The 24,448-nt window shown below is 72.7% G+C and carries 23 protein-coding genes; 8 read left to right on the forward strand and 15 right to left on the reverse strand.

What is annotated here, in order from left to right:
• Nucleotides 1–326 precede the first annotated feature (326 nt).
• Together ACWD6P_RS21325 and ACWD6P_RS21330 are read left to right on the forward strand one after the other, a co-directional pair.
• Nucleotides 327–2,153, forward strand: coding sequence for an alkyl/aryl-sulfatase (locus ACWD6P_RS21325; protein WP_451445704.1), 1,827 nt, complete (start codon nt 327–329; stop codon nt 2,151–2,153).
• A 95-nt stretch (nt 2,154–2,248) separates the two neighbouring features.
• Nucleotides 2,249–4,279, forward strand: a complete 2,031-nt coding sequence (locus tag ACWD6P_RS21330) for an ATP-binding protein (protein ID WP_451445705.1) — start codon at nt 2,249–2,251, stop codon at nt 4,277–4,279.
• 19 nt (nt 4,280–4,298) lie between these two features.
• Here ACWD6P_RS21330 and ACWD6P_RS21335 read toward each other — a convergent pair whose 3' ends face one another.
• The 5 genes from ACWD6P_RS21335 to ACWD6P_RS21355 are packed head-to-tail and all read right to left on the reverse strand — an operon-like array spanning nt 4,299 to nt 8,131.
• Nucleotides 4,299–5,336 (reverse strand): serine hydrolase domain-containing protein, encoded by a 1,038-nt coding sequence (locus ACWD6P_RS21335; protein WP_451445706.1) that lies wholly within the window; start codon nt 5,334–5,336, stop codon nt 4,299–4,301.
• Nucleotides 5,336–6,256, reverse strand: coding sequence for a DUF6895 family protein (locus tag ACWD6P_RS21340; RefSeq protein WP_451445707.1), 921 nt, complete (start codon nt 6,254–6,256; stop codon nt 5,336–5,338). Before ACWD6P_RS21340 ends, ACWD6P_RS21335 begins: the two co-directional genes overlap by 1 nt.
• A complete protein-coding gene (locus ACWD6P_RS21345) occupies nt 6,253–7,236 on the reverse strand; it encodes a DUF6895 family protein (RefSeq protein ID WP_451445708.1) in 984 nt (327 codons plus the stop codon). The genes ACWD6P_RS21340 and ACWD6P_RS21345 overlap by 4 nt, the downstream gene beginning before the upstream one ends.
• Nucleotides 7,233–7,934 carry a hypothetical protein gene (locus tag ACWD6P_RS21350; RefSeq protein WP_451445709.1) on the reverse strand — a complete coding sequence of 234 codons (702 nt, stop codon included), beginning with the start codon at nt 7,932–7,934 and terminating at the stop codon, nt 7,233–7,235. Before ACWD6P_RS21350 ends, ACWD6P_RS21345 begins: the two co-directional genes overlap by 4 nt.
• An 11-nt stretch (nt 7,935–7,945) precedes the next feature.
• The gene (locus ACWD6P_RS21355) at nt 7,946–8,131 is read right to left on the reverse strand and encodes a hypothetical protein (protein ID WP_451445710.1); all 186 of its coding nucleotides are present in this window, start codon (nt 8,129–8,131) and stop codon (nt 7,946–7,948) included.
• A 410-nt stretch (nt 8,132–8,541) separates the two neighbouring features.
• Between ACWD6P_RS21355 and ACWD6P_RS21360 the strand changes: the two genes are divergently transcribed.
• Nucleotides 8,542–9,285 (forward strand): dienelactone hydrolase family protein, encoded by a 744-nt coding sequence (locus ACWD6P_RS21360; protein ID WP_451445711.1) that lies wholly within the window; start codon nt 8,542–8,544, stop codon nt 9,283–9,285.
• Nucleotides 9,286–9,892: 607 nt separating this feature from the next.
• Complete coding sequence (locus tag ACWD6P_RS21365) at nt 9,893–10,300, forward strand: TOBE domain-containing protein (protein ID WP_451445763.1); 408 nt, start codon at nt 9,893–9,895, stop codon at nt 10,298–10,300.
• A gap of 55 nt (nt 10,301–10,355) precedes the next feature.
• On the opposite strand, the gene ACWD6P_RS21370 is transcribed toward ACWD6P_RS21365, so the two are convergent.
• Nucleotides 10,356–11,507: a helix-turn-helix domain-containing protein gene (locus ACWD6P_RS21370; RefSeq protein ID WP_451445712.1), complete on the reverse strand. Its 1,152-nt coding sequence runs from the start codon at nt 11,505–11,507 to the stop codon at nt 10,356–10,358.
• 189 nt (nt 11,508–11,696) lie between these two features.
• Complete coding sequence (locus tag ACWD6P_RS21375) at nt 11,697–12,116, reverse strand: TOBE domain-containing protein (RefSeq protein ID WP_451445713.1); 420 nt, start codon at nt 12,114–12,116, stop codon at nt 11,697–11,699.
• Nucleotides 12,117–12,366: 250 nt separating this feature from the next.
• Here ACWD6P_RS21375 and ACWD6P_RS21380 point away from each other — a divergent pair, with 250 nt between their 5' ends.
• The 3 genes from ACWD6P_RS21380 (at nt 12,367) to ACWD6P_RS21390 (ending at nt 15,878) form a co-directional block, all read left to right on the forward strand.
• A complete protein-coding gene (locus ACWD6P_RS21380; protein WP_393493021.1) occupies nt 12,367–12,762 on the forward strand; it encodes a TOBE domain-containing protein in 396 nt (131 codons plus the stop codon).
• A 175-nt stretch (nt 12,763–12,937) separates the two neighbouring features.
• Nucleotides 12,938–13,738 carry a molybdate ABC transporter substrate-binding protein gene (gene modA / locus ACWD6P_RS21385; protein ID WP_451445714.1) on the forward strand — a complete coding sequence of 267 codons (801 nt, stop codon included), beginning with the start codon at nt 12,938–12,940 and terminating at the stop codon, nt 13,736–13,738.
• Between the two features lie 160 nt (nt 13,739–13,898).
• Nucleotides 13,899–15,878, forward strand: a complete 1,980-nt coding sequence (locus ACWD6P_RS21390) for an ABC transporter permease (protein WP_451445715.1) — start codon at nt 13,899–13,901, stop codon at nt 15,876–15,878.
• A gap of 3 nt (nt 15,879–15,881) precedes the next feature.
• Here the strand turns inward: ACWD6P_RS21390 and ACWD6P_RS21395 are convergent, their stop codons facing one another.
• Nucleotides 15,882–16,331: a nitroreductase family deazaflavin-dependent oxidoreductase gene (locus ACWD6P_RS21395; protein ID WP_451445716.1), complete on the reverse strand. Its 450-nt coding sequence runs from the start codon at nt 16,329–16,331 to the stop codon at nt 15,882–15,884.
• A 223-nt stretch (nt 16,332–16,554) separates the two neighbouring features.
• On the opposite strand from ACWD6P_RS21395, the gene ACWD6P_RS21400 reads away from it, so the two are divergent.
• Nucleotides 16,555–18,027 (forward strand): APC family permease, encoded by a 1,473-nt coding sequence (locus ACWD6P_RS21400; RefSeq protein WP_451445717.1) that lies wholly within the window; start codon nt 16,555–16,557, stop codon nt 18,025–18,027.
• A gap of 70 nt (nt 18,028–18,097) precedes the next feature.
• On the opposite strand, the gene ACWD6P_RS21405 is transcribed toward ACWD6P_RS21400, so the two are convergent.
• From ACWD6P_RS21405 to ACWD6P_RS21435, 7 genes are all read right to left on the reverse strand, one after another.
• Complete coding sequence (locus ACWD6P_RS21405; RefSeq protein ID WP_451445718.1) at nt 18,098–19,552, reverse strand: SulP family inorganic anion transporter; 1,455 nt, start codon at nt 19,550–19,552, stop codon at nt 18,098–18,100.
• A 17-nt stretch (nt 19,553–19,569) separates the two neighbouring features.
• Nucleotides 19,570–20,172 (reverse strand): carbonic anhydrase, encoded by a 603-nt coding sequence (locus ACWD6P_RS21410; RefSeq protein WP_451445719.1) that lies wholly within the window; start codon nt 20,170–20,172, stop codon nt 19,570–19,572.
• A 92-nt stretch (nt 20,173–20,264) separates the two neighbouring features.
• Nucleotides 20,265–20,669: a hypothetical protein gene (locus ACWD6P_RS21415; RefSeq protein ID WP_451445720.1), complete on the reverse strand. Its 405-nt coding sequence runs from the start codon at nt 20,667–20,669 to the stop codon at nt 20,265–20,267.
• Nucleotides 20,670–20,842: 173 nt separating this feature from the next.
• The gene (locus ACWD6P_RS21420) at nt 20,843–22,147 is read right to left on the reverse strand and encodes an MFS transporter (RefSeq protein ID WP_451445721.1); all 1,305 of its coding nucleotides are present in this window, start codon (nt 22,145–22,147) and stop codon (nt 20,843–20,845) included.
• Nucleotides 22,148–22,177: 30 nt separating this feature from the next.
• Nucleotides 22,178–22,693 (reverse strand): hypothetical protein, encoded by a 516-nt coding sequence (locus ACWD6P_RS21425; RefSeq protein WP_451445722.1) that lies wholly within the window; start codon nt 22,691–22,693, stop codon nt 22,178–22,180.
• 38 nt (nt 22,694–22,731) lie between these two features.
• Nucleotides 22,732–23,970 (reverse strand): hypothetical protein, encoded by a 1,239-nt coding sequence (locus tag ACWD6P_RS21430; RefSeq protein ID WP_451445723.1) that lies wholly within the window; start codon nt 23,968–23,970, stop codon nt 22,732–22,734.
• A gap of 128 nt (nt 23,971–24,098) precedes the next feature.
• Nucleotides 24,099–24,254: a hypothetical protein gene (locus tag ACWD6P_RS21435; protein ID WP_384440414.1), complete on the reverse strand. Its 156-nt coding sequence runs from the start codon at nt 24,252–24,254 to the stop codon at nt 24,099–24,101.
• Between the last annotated feature and the right edge of the window lie 194 nt (nt 24,255–24,448).

Below are 24,448 nucleotides of genomic sequence, written 5' to 3' on the forward strand. Positions count from 1 at the left end.
ACCGCCATCTGGCACAACTGGACCGCAGGCACACCAGCCAAACGCTCACTGATCGCGTACGACCACTGAAGACATCGGACTCAATCATCTAGGGGCTGCCACGTCACCTGCGTGTTGTGCCCTGCCGAGCGCTGCCCGTAACGCTGTTGGGCGCCGAGGTGCCGCGCCGTGTCGTACGAGAAGCCGCCCGCGGACGGGGCCCGGGCCGCCGCCGCCCGCCGCCGCCCGCCGCCGCCCCTGTCACGTGTGCGGCGGCCGCCCGAATTGGGATAATCGGGTGCAAGGGGTAGGGGCTCTGGCCGACCGCCCTGGAGAGGGAGCGTCCCGTGACCGCTGTGCCCGTGGATGATCACGAAGACTTCGCCGACGCCGACCGCGGCTTCATCGCCGGGCTCGACCCGCCCGAGATCACCATGGACGACGGCCGGCTGGTCTGGGACGCCGAGGCCTACGGCTTCCTGGCCCAGAACTGCCCCGACACCGCCCACGAGAGCCTGTGGCGCCAGGGCCGGCTGGTGAGCCGCCAAGGCCTGTACGAGGTCACGGACGGTATCTACCAGGCCCGCGGTCTGGACCTGTCCCATATGACGCTGGTCGAGGGCGATCACGGCGTGGTCGTCATCGACCCGCTCCGCTCCGCCGAGACCGCCGCCGCGGCCCTGGAGCTCTACCGCAAGCACCGCGGCGACCGGCCGGTCTCCGCACTGATCTACACCCACCCGCACGGAGATCACTTCGGCGGCGCACGCGGCGTACTGCCGCACGGCCAGGACCCCGTACCGGTGCTCGCGCCCGCCGGCTTCCTCGCCCATGCGGTCAGCGAGCAGATCTACGCCGGGACCGCGATGGCCCGGCGCGCCGTCTACATGTACGGCGCCGAGCTCCCCAAAGGGCCGGACGGCCAGATCGGCTGCGGGCTGGGCGCCGCCCACTCCACCGGCACCATGACACTGATCCCGCCGACCGTGGACATCACCAGCACCGGCCAGGAGGAGATCGTCGACGGCGTGCACCTCGTCTTCCAGCTCACCCCGGACACCGAGGCGCCCGCCGAGATGAACTTCTGCTTCCCGGCGCACCGGGCGCTGTGCCTGGCCGAGAACGCCACCCACACCCTGCACAACGTCCTGACGCTGCGCGGCGGCGCCGTCCGCGACGCCCGGGCCTGGTCCCGCTACCTGGGCGAGGCCCTCGCCCTCTTCGGCGACGACGTGGACGTCGCCTTCGCCTCCCACCACTGGCCGACCTGGGGCCAGGACCGCATCAAGACCCTGCTGGCCAACCAGCGCGACCTGTACGCCTACCTGCACGACCAGACCCTGCGGCTGCTCAACCAGGGGCTCACCGGCCCCGAGATCGCCGAGGAGCTGCGGCTGCCACCGGACCTGGAGCGGGCCTGGGCCCACCACGGCTACTACGGCTCGCTCAACCACAACGTCAAGGCGATCTACCAGCGCTACCTGGGCTGGTTCGACGGCAACCCCGCGCACCTGTGGGAGCACCCGCCGGCCGAGCAGGCCAAGCGCTATGTGCACACCCTGGGAGGCGTCGAGGCCACCGTGGACGCGGGCAAGCAGTACGCCGCCGAAGGCGATCTGCGGTTCGCCGCCACCCTCCTCAACCACGCCGTCTTCGCCGACCCGAAGAACCTCCGCGCCCGCCGCGAACTGGCCCTCGTCTACGAACGGCTGGGCCACGGCTGCGAGAACGGCACCTGGCGCAACTTCTACCTCACCGGCGCCATGGAACTGCGCGGCACCCTCGCCGAACCGCTGCCGGCCACCACCACCTGCGACCTGGCCCGCGCCCGCACCGTCGACCAGCTCCTCGACTCGCTCGCCATCCGCATCGACGGCCCGCGCGCCTGGTCCACCGGGCTCACCCTCGACCTCTACCTCCCCGACGAGGAGCGGACCTGGCACCTGACGCTCTCCAACGGGGCCCTGACCCACCTCAGTTCACCCGGCGCGCCCACCCCGTCCGACGACCGCGGCCCGGATCTGACCCTCACCCTCACCAAGCCCCAGCTGCTCGACCTCCTCACCGGCCGCGGTCCGGCCGAGGCCGACCGGCACGGTGAGACCGGGGCGCTCAACCAGCTCCTCGGCCTCCTCAGCCCCCCGGACCCCACCTTCCCCATCGTCACGCCCTGACCGGGCACCGCCCCGCCCACCGGCGTCAACTTCGCGCCCCCGGCCGCCCACGCCACCCTGCGCCACCCTCGCCAAATCTGGGGCAAACTGGGCTCGTGGCGTGCAGCATTCCCGAGGAGTCGACCAGTTTCGTCGGTCGGCGGAGCGAACTACAGCAGATCGACCAGGAGTTGACGGAGCACCGGCTGGTCACCCTGACCGGGCCCGGCGGGGTGGGCAAGACCCGGGTCGCCCTACGCGTCGCCCGCGCGGCGGCACCGCGCTTCCCCGACGGTGTCCGATGGGCCGAGCTATGGCCCTTACACAACGACGGGCGGCTGCTGTCCACCGTCTGCGACGCCGTCGGCCTGGCCGACCACACCTCCCGCACACCCGCCGCGGCGCTGTGCGCATGGCTCGCCGACAAACGGCTGCTGCTGGTGCTGGACTCGTGCGAACACCTCGTCGACGCCTGCCGCGACCTCCTCGGCGACCTGCTCACGGCCGCCCCGCACCTGACCGTGCTGGTCACCAGCCGGCAGCCGATGGACCTCGCCGGCGAGTGGACCCGCGAGATCGGCCCGCTGCCCTGCACCGGCGACAACGACGCGCTGGCCCTGCTCACCGAACGGGCCGGCGCTGCCGCACCCGGTCTGCGGCTCACCGACCCCCGGCACGCGGCGGCCGCCGAGACCATCTGCCGGCGCCTCGAAGGCATCCCGCTGGCCCTGGAGCTGGCCGGCGCCCAGCTCGCGAACAGCTCCGTGGAGCGCATCGCCGAGCGGCTCACCTCCCGCTTCGACGCCCTCGACGGCGACCCGCCGACGCGGCTCCCGCGGCACCGGACGCTGCGCTGCGCCATCGGCTGGAGCCATGAGCTGTGCACACCCCTGGAGCGGCTGCTGTGGGCCCGGCTCTCCGTCTTCCGGGGCACCTTCGACGAGGAGTCGGCGGCCGCGGTGTGCGCCGGCGGGCCGCTCACCGAGCACGAGGTGAGCACCGTACTCGCCGGGCTCGCCGCCAAGTCGGTGCTCACCCGCGAGGGCACGCGCTACCGCATGCTCGACACACTGCGCGAGTACGGCCGGCTGTGGCTCGGCGAACTGGGCGAGACGGCGGCCCTCGCGGACCGGCACGCCGGGTACTTCGTCGACTTCGGGCGCCGCGCGGAACCGGGCTGGCTGGGCCCCGAACAGGTCCGCTGGTACCACAGGATCGCCGACGCCCACGCCGATCTGTGCACCGCCCTGGACCACCTCCTGGTCGCCGACCCGGAGCGCGCCCAGGAGCTCGGCGCCTCGGTCGGCTTCTTCTGGAGCTGCTGCGGCCATCTGCACGAGGCCCGCGACTACCTGGCCCGCGCCCTCGCCGCGCACCCCGGACCGGGCCGGGCCCGCACCCGGGCGCTGTGGGCGCTGGGCATCGCCGTCCTCCTGCAGGGTGATCTGCCGCTGGCCGACGCCCTGGGCCTGGAGTGCGCCCAGGCGGCGCGGGCGGGCGACGACGCGGAGGAGGTGCTGCAGGCCGGCCACCTCATCGGCCTCACCCATCTGATGGCCGGCCGGCCGATGTCCGCGCACACCGTCGTCGAGCAGGTCCTCGGACCGCCGCCGGACGGCCCGTTCGACTCGCCCGGACGGCTGCGCTGCCACCTCGTGCGCATCTTCGCGCTGACCTGCCTCGGCAAGCTCGACGAGGCCCGCGCCGAGGCCACCGCGCTGCGCCGCGGCTGTGTGCAGCGCGGCGAACACTGGAGCCGCTCCTACACCGACTACCAGCTCTCCCTGATCTCGCTCTTCCAGGGCCGCTCCGAGGAGTCGGAAGCGCACGCCCGTGCCATGCTCGCCGCCAAGCACAGCATCGGCGACACGTTCGGGATCGCCCTCGGCCTGGACCTGCTCGCGGCCGCGCTGGCGGCCAAGGGCGACGGTGCGGCCGCCGCCCGGGTCTACGGCATCGGCCAGGCCATCTGGCGCACCGTCGGGCACCCCCAGCGCGGCACCCCGGAACTGCGTGCGGTACGCGAGGAGTGCGAGCAGCGGGCCCGCGCGGCGCTCGGCGACGACGTCTACGCGGAGGTCTTCCACAAGGCCGGCGAGGAACGCCCCGAGGTCTCGCTCGCCCGGGTCCTGGCGGGCGAGCTCTGAGACCGCCGGCCGCCCCGGTTCACCCGGCCGCCTCGCAGGCCAGCGCGTACAGCAGCTCGTAGGCGGTGGTGATCATCCGGCAGGCGCGGCCGCGGCGGGTGGCCAGCGCCGCCAGGCCGGTCTGCGACGCCGGGTGGAAGCCGAGGAACGCCTGCTGGCCGAAGGTCGCCCCGACATGGAAGAGCAGCGGGCCGCGCGGTCCGGGGTGCTGGTACCACGTCAGGGTGTGGGTGTTGCGGTGCCGCCAGCCGCGGCGCAGCAGCGGGACCTGGACGTCACGCAGCGGCCGGACCAGCGGTGTGTCCTCGGGGGAGAGGTGCGCTTCGAGGTAGCCGAGCAGATCCCCCGGGGTGGCGCGGACCGACCCGACGGCGGCGAAGGCGCCCATGTCGGTGCTGCGCACCGGCGTCACGCCGTTCGCCCGGTGGCCGATGGCGTCGGTGCCGGTGGCCCCCGGGGCCAGGGTGGTGTCCTTCAACCCGAGCGGGCGCAGCACACGGTCGGTGAGCAGGTCCGGGTAGCCGGCGCCCGCGGCCTGGGCCATGGCCGGGCCGAGCAGCGCCAGCCCGAAGTTGGAGTAGCGCCAGCGGGTGCCGGGACGGTTCCGGGGCCGGGTCCGGGCGAAGGTGTGCAGCAGGCGCTCGGTGTCGTAGGTCGCGTACCCGCTGGTGTTCGGATGGATGAGGGCACCGGGGATCAGGTCGGTGGGGATCCGCGGCAGCCCCGAGGTGTGGGTGGCCAGGTGCCGCAGGGAGATCCGCCGCGAGCGCGGGTGCGGCAGCGGCAGGTCCGGCAGATGCGCGGCGAGCGGATCGTCCAGCGCCAGCACCCCGGCCCGGGCCAGGTCGGCCAGCAGCAGCACGGTGAAGGTCTTCGACAGCGAGCCCACTTCGTAGCGCAGCGCGTGGCGGGGCGTGGGCGGGGTGAGGGCACGGCCGCCGGTGAGCACGGTGCGCAGGCCGCGCCGGGTGACCGCGAGCACCACGTCCGGCGCGTCGATCAGGGTGACCGCCTCCGCCAGGCGCTCGGCGAGCGCGGGACCGCGTACCGGGCCCATCAGACGGCGGACATCGCCCGGGAGGTGGCCATCGCGGAGGCGAACGCGGCGACCAGGGTGGGGTGGTGGACCTGGTCGAAGACGTACGCCGGGTCCCCCTCGGGCATCCGGCGCTGGACGGGCATCGCCCCGGAGGCCGACTGCGCGGCGGCGTAGCGCTCCCACAGCCCCGCGTCCAGCGAGGGCCGCGGCAGACAGGCGTCGACCACGAGGAGCTCGCCCAGCAGGTCCCAGTGCTCCAGGTCCGCCCAGTCGTCCATCCAGGCCGGCAGATACCGCGTGAGGTAGTCGGCGATGGCCGGCGGAATGTGCTCGGGGGACTCGCCCCAGTTGGTGAGGTGGAAGACCGTGTGGGTGATGTCGTAGGCGATGTGCAGCTGCACCGTCCAGGGTTCGGCCAGCTGCCCCAGCCAGGTGCGGGTCACGGCCTGCTCGAAGTCGCTGCTGGGTGCGAGGCCCAGCTTGCGCTCCGCGTTGAGCACACCGAGCCGCCGGTTGGGCATCATCTCCAGCGCCGTCCAGGTGCCGGTGCGCCGGCAGACCCCCACCATCGCCTCCAGCCCCGGATGGCGGTGGCCCAGCTCGTGGAAGGGCGCATAGACCTCCAGCGGTACGGGGGAGAGCGGCTCGTCGTGCTGGAGGCGGGCCAGTACGTTGCCGCCGTCCAGCAGCTCGCGCCAGGCGAAGTCCAGCAGCTGCCCGGCGTGGTGCTTCTGCCGGGACCCGGCCACGCCCTCCCGGAACAGCACCTGCATGTTCATCGCCAGCTCCCCGATGGGCTTGAGCCGTTCGGCGACCGCGCCGTTGGTGACGAAGTCGTCGGGGGTCAGCCGGAAGTGCTCACGGTGCTCGTCGAGCCAGGACAGGGCCCGGTCGCCGACACCGTGCAGCAGGGCGGGGGATGCGGCCGTCACGGTCACGGGGCTGTCTCGCTTTCACGCAGGGTCCGCCCGCTCACCTGCGCCGGGCCCCCGGCCGACGGACCGGGCTCGGCCTCGTCTGCGGCGATCCGGGCGAGGGTGGCGGCGAACGCGGTCACCAGGGTGGAGTGGTAGCAGGCGAGGAACGCCTCGGCGGCGTCGCCGGACGACGGCGCGGCGCCCGTCTCGGGCACGCTGCCGTCGGCCGCCTGCGCTTCGGCGAGCCGCTGCCAGGCCACCGGGTCGTACGGCGCCGCCGGCAGACAGGCCGTCACGGCCAGCAGCTCGCCCACCAGGTCCCACAGCTCCTCCGCCAGCCAGGTGTCCAGCCAGGAGGGAAGCCACAGCCGCAGATAGCTGGCGAGTTCGAGGGACATCCGCTGCCGGTTGCGGCCCCAGTCGGTGAGGTGGAAGACGTCATGGGTCACGCCGTAGACCGCCCTGCGGTCCAGCGCCCACGGCTCCGGCAGCCGGCCGAGCCCGGTCTGGGCCAGCACGGCGGCGAAGTCGGCGTGCTGCCGCAGCCCGATCCGCCGCTCCGCGTTGAGCACACCGAGCGTACGGGTGTGATCCTGGCGCGCCACCCGCCAGCCGCTCAGCCGCGTGGTCGTCTGCAGCAGGCCGTCGACCTCGGCATGGCGCAGTCCGGCCTGGGCGAAGATCCCGTAGAGCTCCACCGGATAGGTGGCGAACGGCTCTCCGCGGACCAGCTCGGCGAAGAGCTCGCCGTCCCGGGTCTCGTTCCAGGCGAACGAGAACAGGGCGCGGGCCGCCTGGCGGATGTCCTCCCGTGGGTGCAGCACCCCGATCAGCTGCGTCAGTTCGGCGAGTTCGCCCAGGGGTTTGAGGGTCAGATTCGGATCGGCGTCCGTCGTCACGTCCGGGGGCAGCCGGAAGAACCCGCGCGCCCCCTCCAGCCACCCCAGGCTGCCTAGGACCATCCGGTCCAGCAGCCCGGGATCGCTGGGGGCGGCGGTCACCAGCCCCTCCCGTAGAACCGCTGGGCGGCCACGACGTGCAGCGCGACCCGCGGGTCGGCGCCGCCCATCTGGCGGACGAACGCCAGCCCGCTGTCCAGTCCCAGGGTCAGCGGTACGTCGGGAAGCCGGGCCAGCCAGCGGCCCAGCCCGGCCGCCTGCAGCCAGTCCCGGCGGCGCACCGCCCGGACGAAGCCGCGGGCCAGATCGTCGGTACGGGGTGCCAGTTGCTCGGCGAGGCCGGATCCCAGTTTGGGCAGCGCGAGCGCCGCCAGCTGGGACACCTGGTGGGAAAGCTTCGGCCAGGGGTCGAGCCCGACCCAGCCGGCGTCGGCGTCCGGCGCCGGCGGCCAGGGCTGGGCTCCTCCCGGCAGAAACGCGTGCGAGGCCTCGACCAGGCCCCGGTAGCTCCATAGCGACACCTGTGAGGCATCGGCTCCTGGTGGATAGGCCGCGAGCGCCTGCCGGACCACCGCTTCGTCGTCCGCGCCGACGGGCGCCGTCCGGTGCTCCATCGCGTACGGTGCGAGCGCATCGGCGCCGAGCACCCGGACGGCGGCTGGGCCCAGCGCGTCCTCCTGTCGCAGAATGCCGGACAACGCATAAGGGTCGCCCTCACCCCGCAGGGCGAGGGCGACCCCAGTTGCGGCATCGGCGATCACAGCGCTCAGCGGGACTGCTCCCTGCGTCTGTTCAGCCAACGCTTTTCCCCTCAGCGAGTGTCAGTCTTGGGCCGGGGGGTGGGCGGCGAGAGCAGGAGCAGCGCTGCCAGCAGCAGCACTCCTGCGCACTCGCGGGTGTCGCGGAAGACGCCGTCGGCCTCGGCGGGTTCGAGCAGTCCCTCAACCTCGGCGGCCAGGGTGGCCGTCTCAACGGGCGCAGTGCGATCAGTAATCATGTGATCAACTCCTTTGGCGAATGGGATATCAGATTCGCATCGGTATTTATAGGGCGCAACGGGAAAAATCGGAACATTAGCCATTCCGTGTGACCCTGCGTCAGGAGTCCGACGGCTCCGCGGATCCCCAACTCCCTCCACTTCGCGCAAAGTTGACGACACCTTGGGGAATGTGTGGTGCAGGCACCCATTGGCGCCTCCGGGGTGAGGAGACCGGTCCGGCAGGGTGCCGGCCTGCTCTGTTCGGATGCACGTACGGGCGGCGGCGCACCCCGTCCCCGCCGCCCGCCGCCGCCCTCGCCCACCGCGCGAGATCGGGCGGCCCCCGACCGGCAGCGCCTGCCGCACGATGCGCTCCCGGCGCTGGAAGATCGGGTACCTCCACCGACCGAGGGAAGGGCAAGGACCCCATGTACGACGCACTCCTGGCAGAGACCGTCACCCTCACCGGCCACGGCGGCGACCCCATCGAGGCGTACGCGGCCCGGCCGCTCGTCCCCGGGCCGGTCGGCGGTGTGGTGGTCATCCACCACATGCCCGGCTACGACACCGGCAGCAAGGAGATCACCCGCCGGTTCGCCGCCGAGGGCTTCGCCGCCGTCTGCCCCAACCTCTACAGCCGCGAGGCGCCCGGCGCCGACCCGGACGAGGCGGCCGCGGTGGCCCGCGCGCGCGGCGGCGTCCCCGACGCCCGCCTGGTCGGGGACGTCGCCGGGGCCGCCCGCTACCTGCGCGGACTCACCTCCTCCAACCACCGCGTGGGGACCATCGGGTACTGCTCCGGCGGTCGGCAGTCCTTCCTGGCCGCCTGCAGCCTGGACCTGCAGGCGGCCGTGGACTGCTACGGGGCCTTCATCACCGGCCGTCCGCCCGCGGACTTCCCGATCGCCGTCGAACCGATCGTCCATCTGACCAAGGACCTCGGCTGCCCGCTGCTCGGCCTCTTCGGCGCCGAGGACCAGCACCCGTCCCCGGCGGAGACGGCGGAGCTGGAGAACCAGCTGCGCAAACACGGCAAGGTTCATGCGTTCCACACGTACGAGGGCGCCGGGCACGCCTTCTTCGCGGTGAACCGGCCCAGCTACCACCCACAGGTCGCGCAACAGGCCTGGCAGCGCGTACTGGAGTTCTTCGGGCGCCATCTCAGCGGCTGAGGGGGCCTGGCGCGGAGACGCCCGCCTTGGTGCTGTGACGCCCGAGACGCCTGCCCTGGCGCCGGGACGCCCGCTCTGGCGCCGGGACGCCCGCTCTGGCGCCGAGACGCCGCTCTGGTGCCGAGACGCCCGCTCTGGCGCCGAGACTCCCGCCTGGCGCCGAGACGCCCGGCACGCGGATCACGTCCGGGCCCTGGGCTCCTCGTCCGGCCCCTTGAGCCCTTCGCCCGGCCCCTGGGGCCTTCGTCCGGCTCCTGGCCCTTCGTCTGGCCCCTCGGCCCCTCGTCCGGGTCCTGGGCCCTTCGCCTGGCCCCTCGTCCGGGCCTCTCGTCTGCGCCCCTCCCCGCTGTGCCCCTCTCCGCCGTGTCCCTCCCCGCTGTGCCCCTCTCCGCGGTGTCCCTCCCCGCTGTGCCCCTCTCCGTCGCGCCCCTCCCCGCCGTGCCCCTTCTCCTCCAGACCCGCCCACCCCCCGAAGGGGGGTGGGCGGTGGGAAAAAATCAGGCGGGAGGGGGGTGGGGAAAAACCAGGCGGGAGGGGGTGGCGGCGGGAAAAACCAGGCGGGGAGTTTTCGCCCCCGCTCCCCTAGAGTGCGAGGGTGAGTGCGAGGGTGCCGACGTACAGCATCGGTCAGGCAGCCGGGCTGCTGGGTGTGAGCGCGGAGACCGTCCGCCGGTGGGCCGACGGCTGCCGGCTGCGCATGGAGCGGGACGGCGCGGGGAACCGCGTGATCGACGGCGTGGGCCTGGCGGCGTTCGCCAAGGAGCGCGCCGCCGGTCTGCATCCGGTGCCCGGTGAGGCGCTGACGTCCGTACGGAACTCGTTCGCGGGGATCGTCACCAAGGTGACCATGGACGAGGTGATCGCCCAGGTCGAGATCCAGTCCGGGCCGCACCGGCTGGTGTCGGTCGTCAGCCGGGAGGCGGTCGAGCAGCTGGGGATCGAGGTCGGGGTGACCGCCACCGCCCGGGTGAAGTCCACCCATGTGCACATCGACCGGCCGGGCGAACGGAGTTGAGCCACCCGGGGGACCGGGCCGGGGAAGGGCGGAGCCGGGCCGGGGCGGCTCCCCCTCAGCGGCACAGCAGCGCCGCCCGCAGATCCAGTTTGTGGTCGAGCCGGGACAGATCGCGGCCGGTGAGCATCTCTATGCGCTGGATGCGGTAGTGCACCGTGTTGACATGCAGCTGGAGCGTCTCGGCGGTACGCGCCCATGACCCGTGCTGCGCGAGGAAGGCCTCCAGCGTCTCCAGCAGCATCCGGTGCGAGGCGGTGCCGCCGTGCGCCAGCGGGCCCAGCACCCGGCTGCTGAAGGCCCTGCGGACATCGGCCGGGACTCCGGCGAGCAGGGGCCCCATCGTGGTGAGGTCGTCGACACGGGTCACCCGGGCGCGTCCCGGGGCTTCGGAGCGCGCCACGGCCAGGGCGTAACGGGCTTGGTCCAGCGCGGAGTTGAGCCCCGCCGGTGTGGGCACCAGGGCGCTGACCCCGGCGTGCAGCGGTGCCTGCGGGCGCCAGTCGCGCTCCCCTTCTTCCTCTGCGCCCGGTGTCGTGGGGACGATCGCGACCGCCTCGCCGCCCGGCAGCAGACCTGCCGCGAACGGCCCACGGGGGGAACCGGGGGAGCCGGGGGAGCCGGGAGAGCCGGGGGAGCTGGGGGAGTGCCGCAGTGCCCCGGTCAGTGCGGTCACCGCGCGGTCGCCCCCCTCGCCGTCCAGCGTGGCCACCACGACCCGGTACGGGCCGGTGGCGGGCAGCCCGCAGGCGTGCAGCGCGGCGTCGAGCGCCACACCGTCGGCCGGGTCGGCGGCGGCGAGCGCGATCAGCTCGTCGGCCGCCCGCCGCCGGGGCGGGGGCACCGCCCCGGTGAGGGTGTGGAGGGTGGTGTGCGCGGGCACCCCGACCAGCGCGATCCCGTGTGCGCGGCAGGAGTCGACGAGCGCGTCGGGAACCGTGCCGGGCGTCTCCGCGGCGGCCAGCAGCGCGGCGGCACCGGCGGAGTGCAGCGCCGAGACGAAGCGGTCGGCCTCGGCGCGGTCGTCGCCCGGCGCCCACCACCCCGGACCGCTCAGCACCAGATCGCCCGGCTGCACGGACCGCGCCGGGTCCGCGGTGTCGATGTCGGTGGCGGTGACCCCGCGGACTTCCCGGTCGAGCAGGGCACCGTCGCCCCACAGCAGGGTCAGATCGAGCGACTCGACCTGGAGGAGATCTCGGACGTGCATGTGCTGGCTCCTTGGGCGGCTGCCGGGGACGAGCCCCGGCACCTCGCATTCACGAGGCGAATGCGGGTGCCAGCATCGTAAACCTGGAATATGCCACGCTGATGACCGATTTTGCCTCACAGTGGCGAGGTGGAAGCGTGCCTGAGGGTGGTACCCGTGGTTCAGCGGCGGATCGGACGGGCGGCGCGGTTAGGCGGCGGCGAGCGCGATCTCGGTGGACTTGATCAGTGCGGTGACCTCGGAGCCGGCGGTCAGGCCCAGGTCCTCGACGGCGTCCTTGGTGATCGCGGCGGTCAACTCGCCGCCCGCGACCGCGACCTTGACGCCGGCCATCGCGCCACCGGTGGTGACTCCGGTGACCGTGCCGGGGATCTGGTTGCGGATGCTGACGCCGCCGACCGCGCCGGTGGCCAGCGCGACCTCGGTGGACTTGATCAGGGTGCGCACCGTTGAGCCCGCCGCGATGCCGAGCTCCCCGACCGCCTCCAGGGTGATCGCGGCGGTGATCTCCTGGCCGCCCTCCAGGCGGACCCTGACGGTCGCCATGACCTCGCCCGGGGTGACGGCGAGCACGGTGCCGGTCAGCTGATTGCGGATGCTCAGGCTCATGGAAGTACCTCAGGGGGGAAGCGGACGGTGACGGTGCACACGGCCGGGCGGAGTGAAATGCCCTGATTCATCGCCCGATGGCCGGAACTCTAGTCATCGGTGCGCTAGTCGTCGGTGCGGCCTGCGCGCGGTCACTCGGGCGCCGTCCTTCGTCCGTTCCTCCAAGCGGTCCGCTCCTCGCCTGGCATCTGCCATACAGGTTCGCCCGAAGGATTGCAGGTGCGAGCGTGAGCTGCATATCTTGTCGCACATGCAGTCCTACACGATTGGTCAGGCGGCGCGCCTGCTGGGCGTCAGCCCGGACACCGCCCGTCGCTGGGCCGACGCCGGAAAGGTCGCGACCCACCGCGACGACAGCGGCCGCCGGCTCATCGACGGCCGTGATCTGGCCGCCTTCTCCATCGAGGTGGCACAGCACGGCACCGGTGAGGACGACGGTTCGTACACCTCCGCGCGCAACGCCTTCCCGGGCATCGTCACCGCCGTCACCCTCGGCGATGTCGCCGCCCAGGTCGAGATCCAGGCCGGTCCGCACCGCCTGGTGTCCCTGCTGACCCGGGAAGCGGTGGAGGAACTGGGCCTGGAGGTCGGCATGCAGGCCACCGCCCGTGTGAAGTCCACCAGCGTGCACATCGACCGCACCTGACCCACCGCGGCCGCGGCACCTTCCCGTCACCGCACCGCGACCGGACCGCATCCACCGCCCCCACCGGCCGTCCCCACATCGGCTGCCTCACCCCAGCGGCGTCGCCCGTCCACGGCGCGGCTTCCCCCTCCACCCGGACGGCGTCCGCCGTCCCGTGTCACAAGGAGTCCGCCACATGTCCCAGCTCGTCACCGCGCGCCGCGCCGCCGCCGCGATCGTCACCGCCGCCCTGCTCGTCCCGCTCGCCGCCTGCGGCGACGGCGGCGGCGCGAAGGAGGACGGCGGCAGGAAGTCCGGCGGCGGCGCCGCCAAGGCCGAACTCACCGTGCTGGCCGCCTCGTCGCTGACCGACGTCTTCAAGAAGGCCGGCGCGGCCTACGAGAAGGACCACCCGGGCACCAAGGTGAACTTCTCCTTCGCCGGCTCCCAGGAACTGGCCGCCCAGGTCAAGCAGGACGCACCCGCCGACGCCCTGGTCACCGCCGACACCAAGACCATGGACGGGCTCCGGGCCGACACCGGCACCCCGACCGTGATCGCCAAGAACCGCCTGGTCATCGCGACCGGCGAGGGCAACCCGAAGAAGGTCACCGGCCTCAAGGACCTCGCCGGCAGCGGGCTGAAGGTCGTTCTCGCCGCCCCCGAGGTGCCGGTCGGCCGCTACTCCCAGCAGGTGCTGGAGGCCCAGAAGCTCAAGGTCAAGCCGGTCTCCCAGGAGCCCAACGTCCGCGCCGTCCTCAGCAAGGTGGAGCTCGGCGAGGCCGACGCCGGCCTCGTCTACAAGACGGACGCCGCCACCGCGCCGAAGAAGGTCGACGCCATCGACATCCCCGACGCCCAGAACGCCGTCGCCTCCTACCCGGCCGCGACCCTGAAGTCCTCCGCGCACCAGGCGGCCGCGGCCGCGTTCGTGAAGTGGCTGAGCACGCCCGAGGCACAGAAGATCCTGCGGCAGGCGGGCTTCCAGAAGCCGTAACGGGCCGCGGTGCGCACGGGCCTGTCCGGCTCGGGGGAGCGGACAGTCCCGTGCGCACCGGCGTACGACACCTGCCCACGCCGCCGGTTCCACCCCGGCCCCCGGCCCCCGGCCCCGAGACCCGGGCCCGGCCCGGCGATCCCGACCCCAGGAACACCCGATGACACGCCTTCGCACCCCGGCCGCGCCCCCGGTGGGCAGGCGCCGCACGCCCGGCACCCGCACGCCCGTCGCACTGGCGGTGCCCGCGCTCGTCGCCATTGCGTTCCTGCTGATGCCGCTCGTCGGCGTCCTCGCCCGGACCAGCTGGAGCGAGATCGGCGCCCACCTGACCAGCCCGGGTGTCACCGAGGCGCTCGGCCTGTCCCTGGTGGTCTCCTTCTGGGCGCTGGGGCTCTCGCTGCTGCTGGGCGTACCGCTGGCCTGGCTGCTGGCCCGGGTCCGCTTCCCCGGCAAGGCGCTGGTGCGCTCACTGGTGCTGCTGCCGATGGTGCTGCCGCCGACCGTCGGCGGTGTCGCCCTGCTGCTCGGCTTCGGCCGCCGCGGGCTCCTGGGGCCCTGGCTGGAGGACACCTTCGGCATCGTGCTGCCGTTCCACACCTCGGGCGCCGTGGTCGCCGCCACGTTCGTCTCGATGCCGTTTCTCGTCATCAGCCTGGAGGGCACCCTCGCCGGGCTGCGCCCCCGTTACGAGGAGACCGCGGCCTCCCTCGGCGCCTCGCCCGTACGGGTCTTCTGCACGGTCACCCTCCCCATGGTCGCCCCCGGTCTCGCCGCCGGCGCCGCGCTGACCTGGGCCCGCGCGCTCGGCGAGTTCGGCGCCACGATCACCTTCGCCGGCAATCTGCCCGGCACCACCCAGACCCTGCCGCTCCAGGTCTATCTGCTGCTCCAGAACTCGCCGGAGGCCGCCACCTCGGTCTCCCTGCTGCTGCTCGCCATCGCCATGGCCGTACTGGTCTGTCTGCGCGGCCGCTGGAGCGGCACCGCCACCGACCGCACGGCCCGTGGCGGGCCGGCCGCCGAGGACCCGACCCCCGGCCTCCCGGACGCGCCCGGCTCCGCCGGCGAACCGCCCGCCGTCCCGCCCGCCGCACCCGCCGGACGCTGGCCGCTGCACGCCGATCTCACCGGCTTCAACCAGCTGACCCTGGACGCCGAACCGGGCACCACCATCGCCGTCGTCGGGCCCAACGGCGCGGGCAAGACCACCCTGCTGCGCGCCCTGCTCGGCCTCACCCCGCGCGCCCGCGCCACGCTGCGCCTCGGCGACAGCGACGTCACCACGCTGCCTCCGCACCGCCGCGGCGTCGCCTGGGTCCCCCAGGACGGCGCGCTCTTCCCGCATCTGAGCGCCCTGAGCAACACCGCGTACGGGCTGCGGGCCCACGGCACCGCCCGCGCCGAGGCCCGCCGCACCGCCCAGCAGTGGCTCGACCGGCTCGGCGTGGGCCACCTCGCGCACCGCAGGCCCGCCCAGCTCTCCGGCGGCCAGGCCCAACGCGTCGCGCTGGCCAGGGCGCTCGCCGCCCGGCCCCGGCTGCTGCTGCTCGACGAGCCGCTCGCTGCGCTCGACCAGACCACCCGCGCCCATGTCCGCCACACCCTGCGCAGCCATCTCGCGGACTTCGGCGGCGTCTGTCTGATCGTCACCCATGACCCGGTCGAAGCGGTCTCGCTCGCCGACCGCGTCCTCGTCCTCGACGAGGGACGAGCCCTCCAGGACGCCCCGCCCGCCGAGGTCACCCGCCATCCCCGCTCCCCCTGGGTCGCCCGGATGCTGGGCCGTAACGCCTGGCCGGGCACCGCGACCGGCGACGGTCTCGCGCTCGCCGACGGCGGTCACCTCGTCGTCGCCGACCCCGTCGCCAAGGGCTCCCGGGCGCTGGCGATCATCGCCCCCGAGGCCGTGTCCGTACACCTCGACAGGCCCGCGGGCAGCCCCCGCAACGTCTGGCCCGGGACCGTACGGGAGATCACCTCGGCGGGCAGCCGGCTACGCGTCCTCATCACCTCGCCCCAGGCCCCCGACCTGGTGGCCGAAATCACCCCCTCGGCCGCCCTGGAACTCGGCCTCGCCGACGGGGTGTCCGTATGGACCAGCGTCAAGGCCACCGAGGTCTCGCTCGTGACGCTCTGAGGATCAGCCGTGCGGCGTGGCGGCCGGCTCCAGCACGAACACCGGGATCACCCGGTCCGTCTTCTGCTGGTAGTCGGCGTAATCCGGGTACGCCCGGACCGCGCGCTCCCACCACAGGCTCTTCTCCTCGCCGGTCACCTCACGCGCCGTCATGTCCTGGCGCACCGGCCCGTCCTGGAGTTCCACCCGGGGGTCCGCCACGACATTGTGGTACCAGACCGGGTGCCGGGGCGCGCCGCCCAGGGAGGCCACCGCCGCATAGGTCCCTTCGTGCTCCACCCGCATCAGCGGGGTCTTGCGGATCCTGCCGCTCTTCGCTCCCCGGGTGGTGAGGAGGACGACGGGCATTCCGCGCATCGTGGTGCCTTCCGTGCCGCCGGAGCCCTCGTACAGCTCCACCTGCTCGCGCACCCACTGCGTCGGGCTCGGCTCGTACTCACCCTGAAGAGGCATGCTGTCCGTCCCATCTGCCAGGACTCATGTGCTGGCCGGTGTGGTTCCGATCACCGCCGGAGCAGGGGCGCCCGCCGGTGGCCGTCTGACCTTCACTCAACAACCAATGACCTTCACTCAACAACCGAGGCACAGGCAATCATCCCGCCCCGCCGACGTGTCCCGACCGCACCGTTCGCGGCGGTCTTCCCCGGCGGCCGCGGCGCGCCTACGGTCAGCACCGATGAGCACCCAGTGGTCCACCCCTCCCGCCGCCGAGCCGTCCGCCGCCCGCACCACCCTCGAACGGAACGCCATCGGCACCGGTGACCTGGTCTTCTTCGTGGTGGCCGCGGCCGCCCCGCTGACCGTCATGGCCGGCGCCGCTCCGGTGGCGATCGGCATGGCCGGCCGGGCGGCGCCGCTGGGCTACCTCCTGTCCGGGCTGCTGCTGATCGTCTTCGCCGCCGGCTTCACCGCGATGAGCCGCTACGTCCGCAACGCCGGCGCGTTCTACGCGTACATCGGCCGCGGGCTCGGCCGGGCGGCCGGCGCCGGCTCGGCGTATGTGGCCGTGCTGTCGTACAACGCCATCGAGGCCGGCCTGCTGGCGGTCTTCGGCTGGTTCACCGCATCCGGGTTCCGGGACCTGACCGGGGCGGCCGTCCCGTGGTGGGCCTGGGCCCTGGCCGGCCTCGTGGCCATCGCGGTCCTCGGCTACCGCAGGGTCACCCTCAGCGCCAAGGTGCTCGGCGTCGCGCTGGCGCTGGAGGTGCTGATCCTGCTGGTCTTCGAGGCCGCGGTGTGGGCCCACGGCGGCGGGCCGGACGGGCCGCAGTTCGCCGCGCTCTCCCCGGAACACCTCGGCACCGCGGGCGCCGGCGGGATGTTCGTGCTCGCCGTCGGCGCGTTCATCGGCTTCGAGGCCACCGCGATCTACGCGGAGGAGGCGCGCCGCCCCGAGCGCTCGGTGCCGTACGCCACCTACACGGCCGTCGGATTCCTCGCGCTCTTCTACACCTTCACGGTCTGGACGGTCATCAACGCCTACGGGGCGGACCGCGCCCAGACGGTCGCGAACGGCAGCGCGGGCACCGAGATGGTCTTCGCCGCCACCGGACGGTTCGCCGGGGCCTGGGCCGCCGACGCCATGCACCTCCTCATCGTCACCAGCGCCTTCGCCGCCACCCTCGCCTTCCACAACGCCGCCGCCCGCTACTTCTACGCCCTGGGCCGCGAAGGTCTGCTGCCCCGCCGCCTCGGCACGGTCACCGCGCACAGCGGATCCCCGGCCACCGCCGTCCTCCTCCAGTCGGCGATCGCCCTGCTCGTCGTGCTCGCCACGGTCCTCACCGGCCAGGACCCCTACGCCGTGACCTTCCTGTGGACCAACGGCACCGGGATCCTCGGCGTCATGCTGCTGCAGGCGCTCGCCGCCGTCGCCGTCCTCGGGTTCTTCCGCCACGACCGCCGCGGGCTGCCCGCCTGGCGGGTGCGGGCCGCGCCCCTGGTCGCCGCGGCCGGTCTCGCCGTACTGATCGTGCTGGTCTGCGCCCACTTCGACCTGCTGACGAACGCGCCGACGGGCGTCAACCTCGCGCTGCTGTCGCCGCTGCCGCTCGCCTTCGCGCTCGGAACCGCCGTGGCGCTGCGCATCCGGCGCCGGGACCCGGGGGCGTACGAGCGGCTGACGACGGTGGACGCGGAGCGCGGCTGAGCAACGCAGCGGGCCCTGTCCGCCGCACCGGGAGGTGCCGCGGACAGGGCCCGAGGGATCAGCTGACGGGTCAGGACACCAGCTCCGCCGGCTCACGGCTACGGCGGTGCTGCTCCTCCCAGTTCGCCAGCGCCGCGCCACAGGCATGGTCCAGATGGCGCAGCCCGGTCAGGTCGAGCTCCACGTCGCGGTCGGCGGGCAGGGCGTCGAGCTGGTCGAGGATCTTCGGCAGCCGCAGGAAGGTGGCGTTGCCGACGGCCCGTACGAGCACCGGCTCGTCCGCGTCGTCCGGGGTGTGCACCTCCAGGTGGACATGGGAGGTCTCCCAGGCCGTCTTCGCCACGGCCATCAGCAGGCCGATGAGGACGCCCTCGAACATGTTCACCGTGACGATCGCGATGGCGGTGACCAGCAGCACGACGGCCTCACCGCGGTGCTCGCGCCACAGCGGCCGCAGCTCGCGCACCGGGATGAGCTTGCAGCCCGAGAACACCAGGACACCCGCCAGCGCGGCCACCGGCACCACGCCCAGCGCGGCCGGGAACGCCGCGGCGAACACCAGCAGCCATACGCCGTGCAGCACCCGCGAGGCCTTGGTCTTCGCGCCCGCGTGGACGTTGGCGGCACTGCGCACGATGACCGCGGTCATCGGCAGCGCGCCGAGCACACCGCACACCGCATTGCCCGCCCCCTGGGCCATCAGCTCCTTGTCGTAGTCGGTCTTCGGCCCGTCGTGCAGCCGGTCGACCGCGGCGGCGCTGAAGAGGGACTCGGCCGACGCGATCAGCGCGAAGGCCAGGACCGTGCCCAGCACCCCGACGTCGGCGAGCCTGCCCAGGTCGGTGAGGCCGGGCGGCTGGATCGCGTCCAGCAGCCCGCTGACCTTGACGCGGGCGACGGGCAGATCCAGCGCCCAGACCGAGAGGGTGGCGAGCGCCACCGCGGCCAGCGGCGCGGGCAGGATCCGCGCGGCGCGCCGCCAGCGGGGCCACAGCACCAGGACGGCGATGGTGCCGGTGCCGACGGCGAGCGCACAGAGCGCGGTCCGGGACCCCACGGTGTCGGCGACCAGGCCCGGCAGCGAGCCGATGTTCGCCAGTCCGCTGCCCGGTGCCTTGGCGTCGGTGAGGGCGTAGAGCTGTCCGGCGATCAGCACCAGGCCGATGCCGGCCAGCATGCCCTGGACGACGGCGACCGAGATCGCGCGGAACCAGCGCCCCAACTTCAGGGCGCCCATGGCGAGTTGCAGTACACCGGCGGCCAGCACCAGCGCGCCCAGCGTGCCGAGGCCGTACTCCTTGACGGCTTCGAAGACCAGCACCGTCAGGCCGGCGGCCGGGCCGCTGACCTGCAGGCTGCTGCCGGGGAGCAGACCGGTGAGCAGTCCGCCGACGATACCGGTGACCAGGCCCAGCTCGGCCGGTACGCCGGAGGCGACCGCCACGCCGACGCAGAGCGGAACGGCCACGAGGAAGACGACGAGGGAGGCGGTGAAGTCCGCCCGGAACGAGGTGAGTTGCTTCATGGCGTGTACCCCCGCCTTCACAGCGGGAGGAACAGGTCGGAGGCCGGATGATGTGCGGCCACCATGCCGGTGTGCACCTCGTAGAACCAGCCGTGCAGATTCACCTCTCCGGCGTCCAGCCGTTCCTGGACGCAGGGGTAGCCGCGCAGCCGGTCGAGCTGCTGGCGGACGTGCTGCTGGACCGCGGCCGAGACCGTCGGTTCGTCGTCCTTGGGCAGTTCGTCGGAGAGCTGCTGCGCCAGCCAGTCGCGTACCGCGGGCGCGCCGGTCAGGTCCTCACCGCGGGCCTTGGCCCCGACGGCGCCGCAGTGCGAATGGCCGCACACGACGATGTCGGCCACCTGCAGCACGCGCATCGCGTACTCGATGGTGGCGGCCTCCGCGCAGGCCGCCATGCCCTCTTGGTAGACGGGCACGGCGTTGCCGGCCGTGCGCAGTTCGAACAGTTCGCCGGGCCGTGCGCCGGTGATCAGGGACGGCACGACGCGGGAGTCGGAGCAGGTGATGAACAGGGCGAGGGGCGACTGGCCGGCCGCGAGCCGGCCATAGGTCTCCTGCTCCTCACGCCGGTCGGCGATACGGGCCATCAGGCCCCGGGCATGCTGAATGAAGGTCTCCACTGGGAGGTCTCCTGCTGAAGTGTGGTGCCACTGTGGGGTGGTGGCGGATACGTGCGAGGTGCGGATGGTGCGGCAGACCGCCACGACCTCGCTCAGCAGCGGAACACGCAGTGCAGGACGGGGAGTCTCTCCGGTCTCGGTGCGGCCTTGGTGGAGCTGTGTGCGGGAGCGGGGTCGCACTCCGAGCCGTGGCGCAGCCGGTCGACGTTCCCGTACGGCAGCGGCCGTCCGCCGTGGCGGGGGGCTCCGAGGGTGGTGTACGCGGAACCGCGGGCCTTGCCCCGATCGTTCTCGCGCTTGGTCTTTTCCTCGTTGGTGTCACCGGCGGGTTTGACGGACGACTTGGTGCCCGCGGACTGGGTGGCAAGTGCGGATGCGCTGGCGGCCGTTGACGCGCCGCCGAGCAGGAACGCCAGGATCGCGGCGAGGGCGGCCAGCGCGAGGCGCCAGGCGCGCAGCGCCGGTGTACGGGATATGCCGGTGCCTTTCCGCGTCATCGCTCCCCCGTGGATCGTCCACACGACTAAACGTCCCCCAATAGTGCATCACTCAGGTTTCCCGCGTGATAACGAGAAATGACGCCAAGTTTCAAGACTTTTTCGGACGGTACGGGAGAGGGCGGGTGTGGCGTCCGGTACCCGCCGGCCGTGTCCGTCGGCCGGGCGCGAGCTCAGGCCCGTTCCGTCTCCGTACGCGTCGTTGCGGGGGCCGGGACGGGGTGTGCGGGCCGTCTGGCGGCCCAGAGGACGATGGGTATGACCGCCAGGGCGAGGAGCCCTCCGGACAGTGCGAGAGCCGGGTAGCCGCCGGCCACCACGATCAGTCCCGAGGAGGCGCCTCCGGTGGCGCCGGCGATCGAGATGCCGACGTCCACCAGCCCCTGGGCCGCGGCCCGGTCGGCGGGCGGCAGTGCGTCGGTGACGATGGCGGTGCCGCTGACCAGGCCGAAGTTCCAGCCGAGGCCGAGCAGTACGAGGGCGGTGGCGAGCGCGGGCACGGAGTGCGGGGATGCCGTGGCCGCCAGGACACCGGCCGCCAGCAGGGTCAGCCCGGATGCCGCGGCCGTCCACAGCCGGCCGACCCGGTCGACGAGCAGACCGGTGAGCGGTGACGGCAGGAACATGGCGCCGACGTGGAGGGCGATGACGAACCCGGCGTCCTGGGTGCTGTGCCCGTGGGCGCGCATGTGCACGGGCGTCATCGTCATGATCGCGATCATCACGAGCTGGGTGACGACCATGACCAGCGTGCCCATGACCACACGCCGTCGCTGCGGGGGAGCGGAGGGCAGGTCGTCCGTCGCGGGGCCGTCGGACGCTTCCGGTGACGCCTGCTGGGCCAGCGCCTCGGCCAGTCGCAGCGGATCCGGCCGCAGCAGGCAGGCGAGGGCGACCGCGGCCGCGCCGAACGCCGCGATGGCCAGCAGGAACGGCCCGGCGAGCCGCGGGATGCCCCAGGAGTGCGCGAACTGCCCGGTCAACGTGACCAGGTTGGGGCCGACCACCGCGCCGAGCGTGGTGGCGAAGAGCACCGTGCTCACGGCGCGGCCGCGGCGCTCGGGGGAGGCCAGATCCGCTCCCGCGTAGCGCGCCATCAGGTTGGTCGCGGTGCCGGCCCCGTAGACCAGCAGGCCCAGGAAGAGCAGCGGAGCACTGTCGAGGGTCGCCGCGATCACCACGACGAGGCTGCCGAGCGCCCCGGCGCCGTAGCCGAGCGCGAGCCCGGGGCGCCGGCCCCAGCGCCGGCAGAGCCGGCCGATGGCCACGGCGCCGAGCGCGGAACCGGCGGTGAACAGCGCGCTGGGCACGCCCGCCAGACCCGTCGAGCCGAGCATCTCCTCGGCGAGCAGTGCGCCGACGGTGATCCCCGCGGCGAGGCCCGCGCCGCTGAGGATCTGGGCGATGACGAGAACGGCCAGAATGCGCCGCTGTTCGGGGATTTCGCGCGTGGCCGGTGCGCCGTTCCTAGCCGTCATGGTTCCTTTCCGATCGGGACGGTCCGCGTACTACGCGGTCGACATCGGCTCCAGCGCCGCGATGTCCGCGAGGGACAGGCTCATCTGCTCGTGCAGGAAACGCACGATCGTCCAGTGCGGCAGCGCGCCCTCGTCGAACGCGCCGAACTCCCGGCAGTACAACGGGATCCAGCGCAGGGCCTCTTCGAGCGCCTGCTCCCGGCCCGGCTCCTGCTGGTAGTCCTCGTAGGCGATGCTGCGGTGTTCGATGAAGACCCGCCCCGGCAGCCGCTGTTCGCACAGCGCCCGGTATTCGCGGGTCTGCAGTATGAGGTAGTGCCAGATCTCGTCGATGTCCTGCTCGACCGGCAGGAACAGTCCGCCGAGCTGCTCACGGTAGCGGGAGACGAGGTAGAGATACCGCAGGCACTCGGTGACCTGCCGCGTCACGAACTCCCGTGAGAGTTCCTCGTTCTTGGCGGCGAAATGGTCCACCACCTCGGTGTGCAAGGCGTCGCCGAGCAGGTCCCTCAGATCGTCGGCGGATATCCGCACGCGGCTGGTCATGACTCTCCTGTGCAGGTGGGGGCGGGTAGGGGCGCGGTTCAGGCGTCGCCGGCGAGCCAGGCGTACTTTCCCGACCGCCCTATGGGGATGTGCGTACGGTGCTCTATACGGCAGCGCCGCCCGGTCAGTTCACCGATGCCGTGCTCCAGTGCCTCGGCCTCCGTGTCACCGACCGGCGCACCGTTGAACGTCGTATACGCCAGCAGGGCCTCGGAATCGCCCGTCAGCTGCAACTGGTGCAGAAAGACCTGGGAGGACGCCTCCCCGATGCAGCGGTCGAGATCACCCTGGGCGACGGGCCCGTGCGGGGTGCCGAGCAGTTCCTTCTGGCGGCCGCAGAACTGGGCGATCTTCGTCGGGTCCGGCGTGCCGTCGAGGGTCCGTACGCAGTCCCCCGAGCGGTAGCGGATCAACGGCATGAAGGGGTTGCGCACACTGGAGACGATGAGCTCGTAGATCGTGCTTTCCGGTGCGACCGGGTGGAGTTCGACGCTCATCTTGTCCAGGTGCGGCCAGTATGTGCCGCGCCGGTCGCTGTAGTAGAGATAGCCGAGCTCGGTGCTGCCGAAGAGGTCGATGACGGGGCAGGCGAAGTGCTGGTGCAGAAAGCGCCGGACGTTGACCGGCGTGTATTCGTAGGCGTGGATGATGCTGGCCGGTGGCGGGAAATCGTCCCACAGCCCCCATTCGCTGACCTTCCGCACCAGATGCGCCAGGTGGTACCCGGAGCAGTCGAGGTGGTACCAGCCTCGGGGGTGTGCCTGCCGTGCGGTGCGGATCTCGGCGAGCATCCGTACCACGTCGTCGCGCTCCCACAGCGCCGGGTCGAGCCGCAGGTTGAGATAGCAGGTGCGGTCGTCGAGCCGGCGGTCGTCGAGGGTGGGGACCGGCCGGGGCGGTACGCCGCTGCGTGCGGCGTTGACCCGCGCCACGTGTTCGGTCGCCAGCACCGTGGTCAGCGACACCCGCCGGCAGCCCGACTCCCAGGTGTCGGCGATGTCCGGGTGTCCCTGCCACAGCTCGTAGTAGGAGCGCAGCAGGAAGTACGGGGGCCGGATGATCTGCATCCGGGCGTGGTTGGTGCCCGTGGACAGTACGAACTCCGCTTCGCCGGCCTCCAGGGCGGCGGCCAGCCGGGGCGTCATCCAGTTGTCGGGGAAGCCACGCGCGATCTCGGGCTTGTCGAGTACGGGGAAGTGCCCCTTCGCCAGCGATTCGCGGTAGATGGGTATGTCGCGGATCTGCTCGATGACCTCGGCGGTCGGCTGACCATCCATGGAATTCCTCGTTACGGCTCGAAGAGCGGTGCCCGTGGGCGCGTGCGTGGCGCGATGCCCGGGAGGGGGAGCCGGCGGCGGGGAAGCGCCGCCGGCTCCCCCTCCCGGGTTCACCGGCGGATCCGGCGTCAGGAGATACAGCCGGCCTTCGGCGTGGCGCTGATGCAGCCGGACTTGGGCGCCGCGCTGATGCAGCCGTTCTTCGCCGCCTGCTGTGCGGAGTTGGCGGCGAGCCAGTTCTGCCAGACGTTGTCCTGGGCCATCTTCTTGATGAGCTGTTCCATGGAGACCTCCGGGAAGAGTGCGGAAGACGTACCGGCACTGCACTTGACCTGCGCTGATGCCGTAAGAACGAAGGTAAAAGTGTTACCAACTGAATGTCAATTAAAGGCAATGTCGGTTCGCGCGGAAGTGTGGCCGGCGCGCCAACTTTGGCGAGATTTCGTCGAGTTGATCAATCGCGGGAACCACATGACTG

This window comes from Streptomyces sp. NPDC002446 (assembly GCF_053595675.1).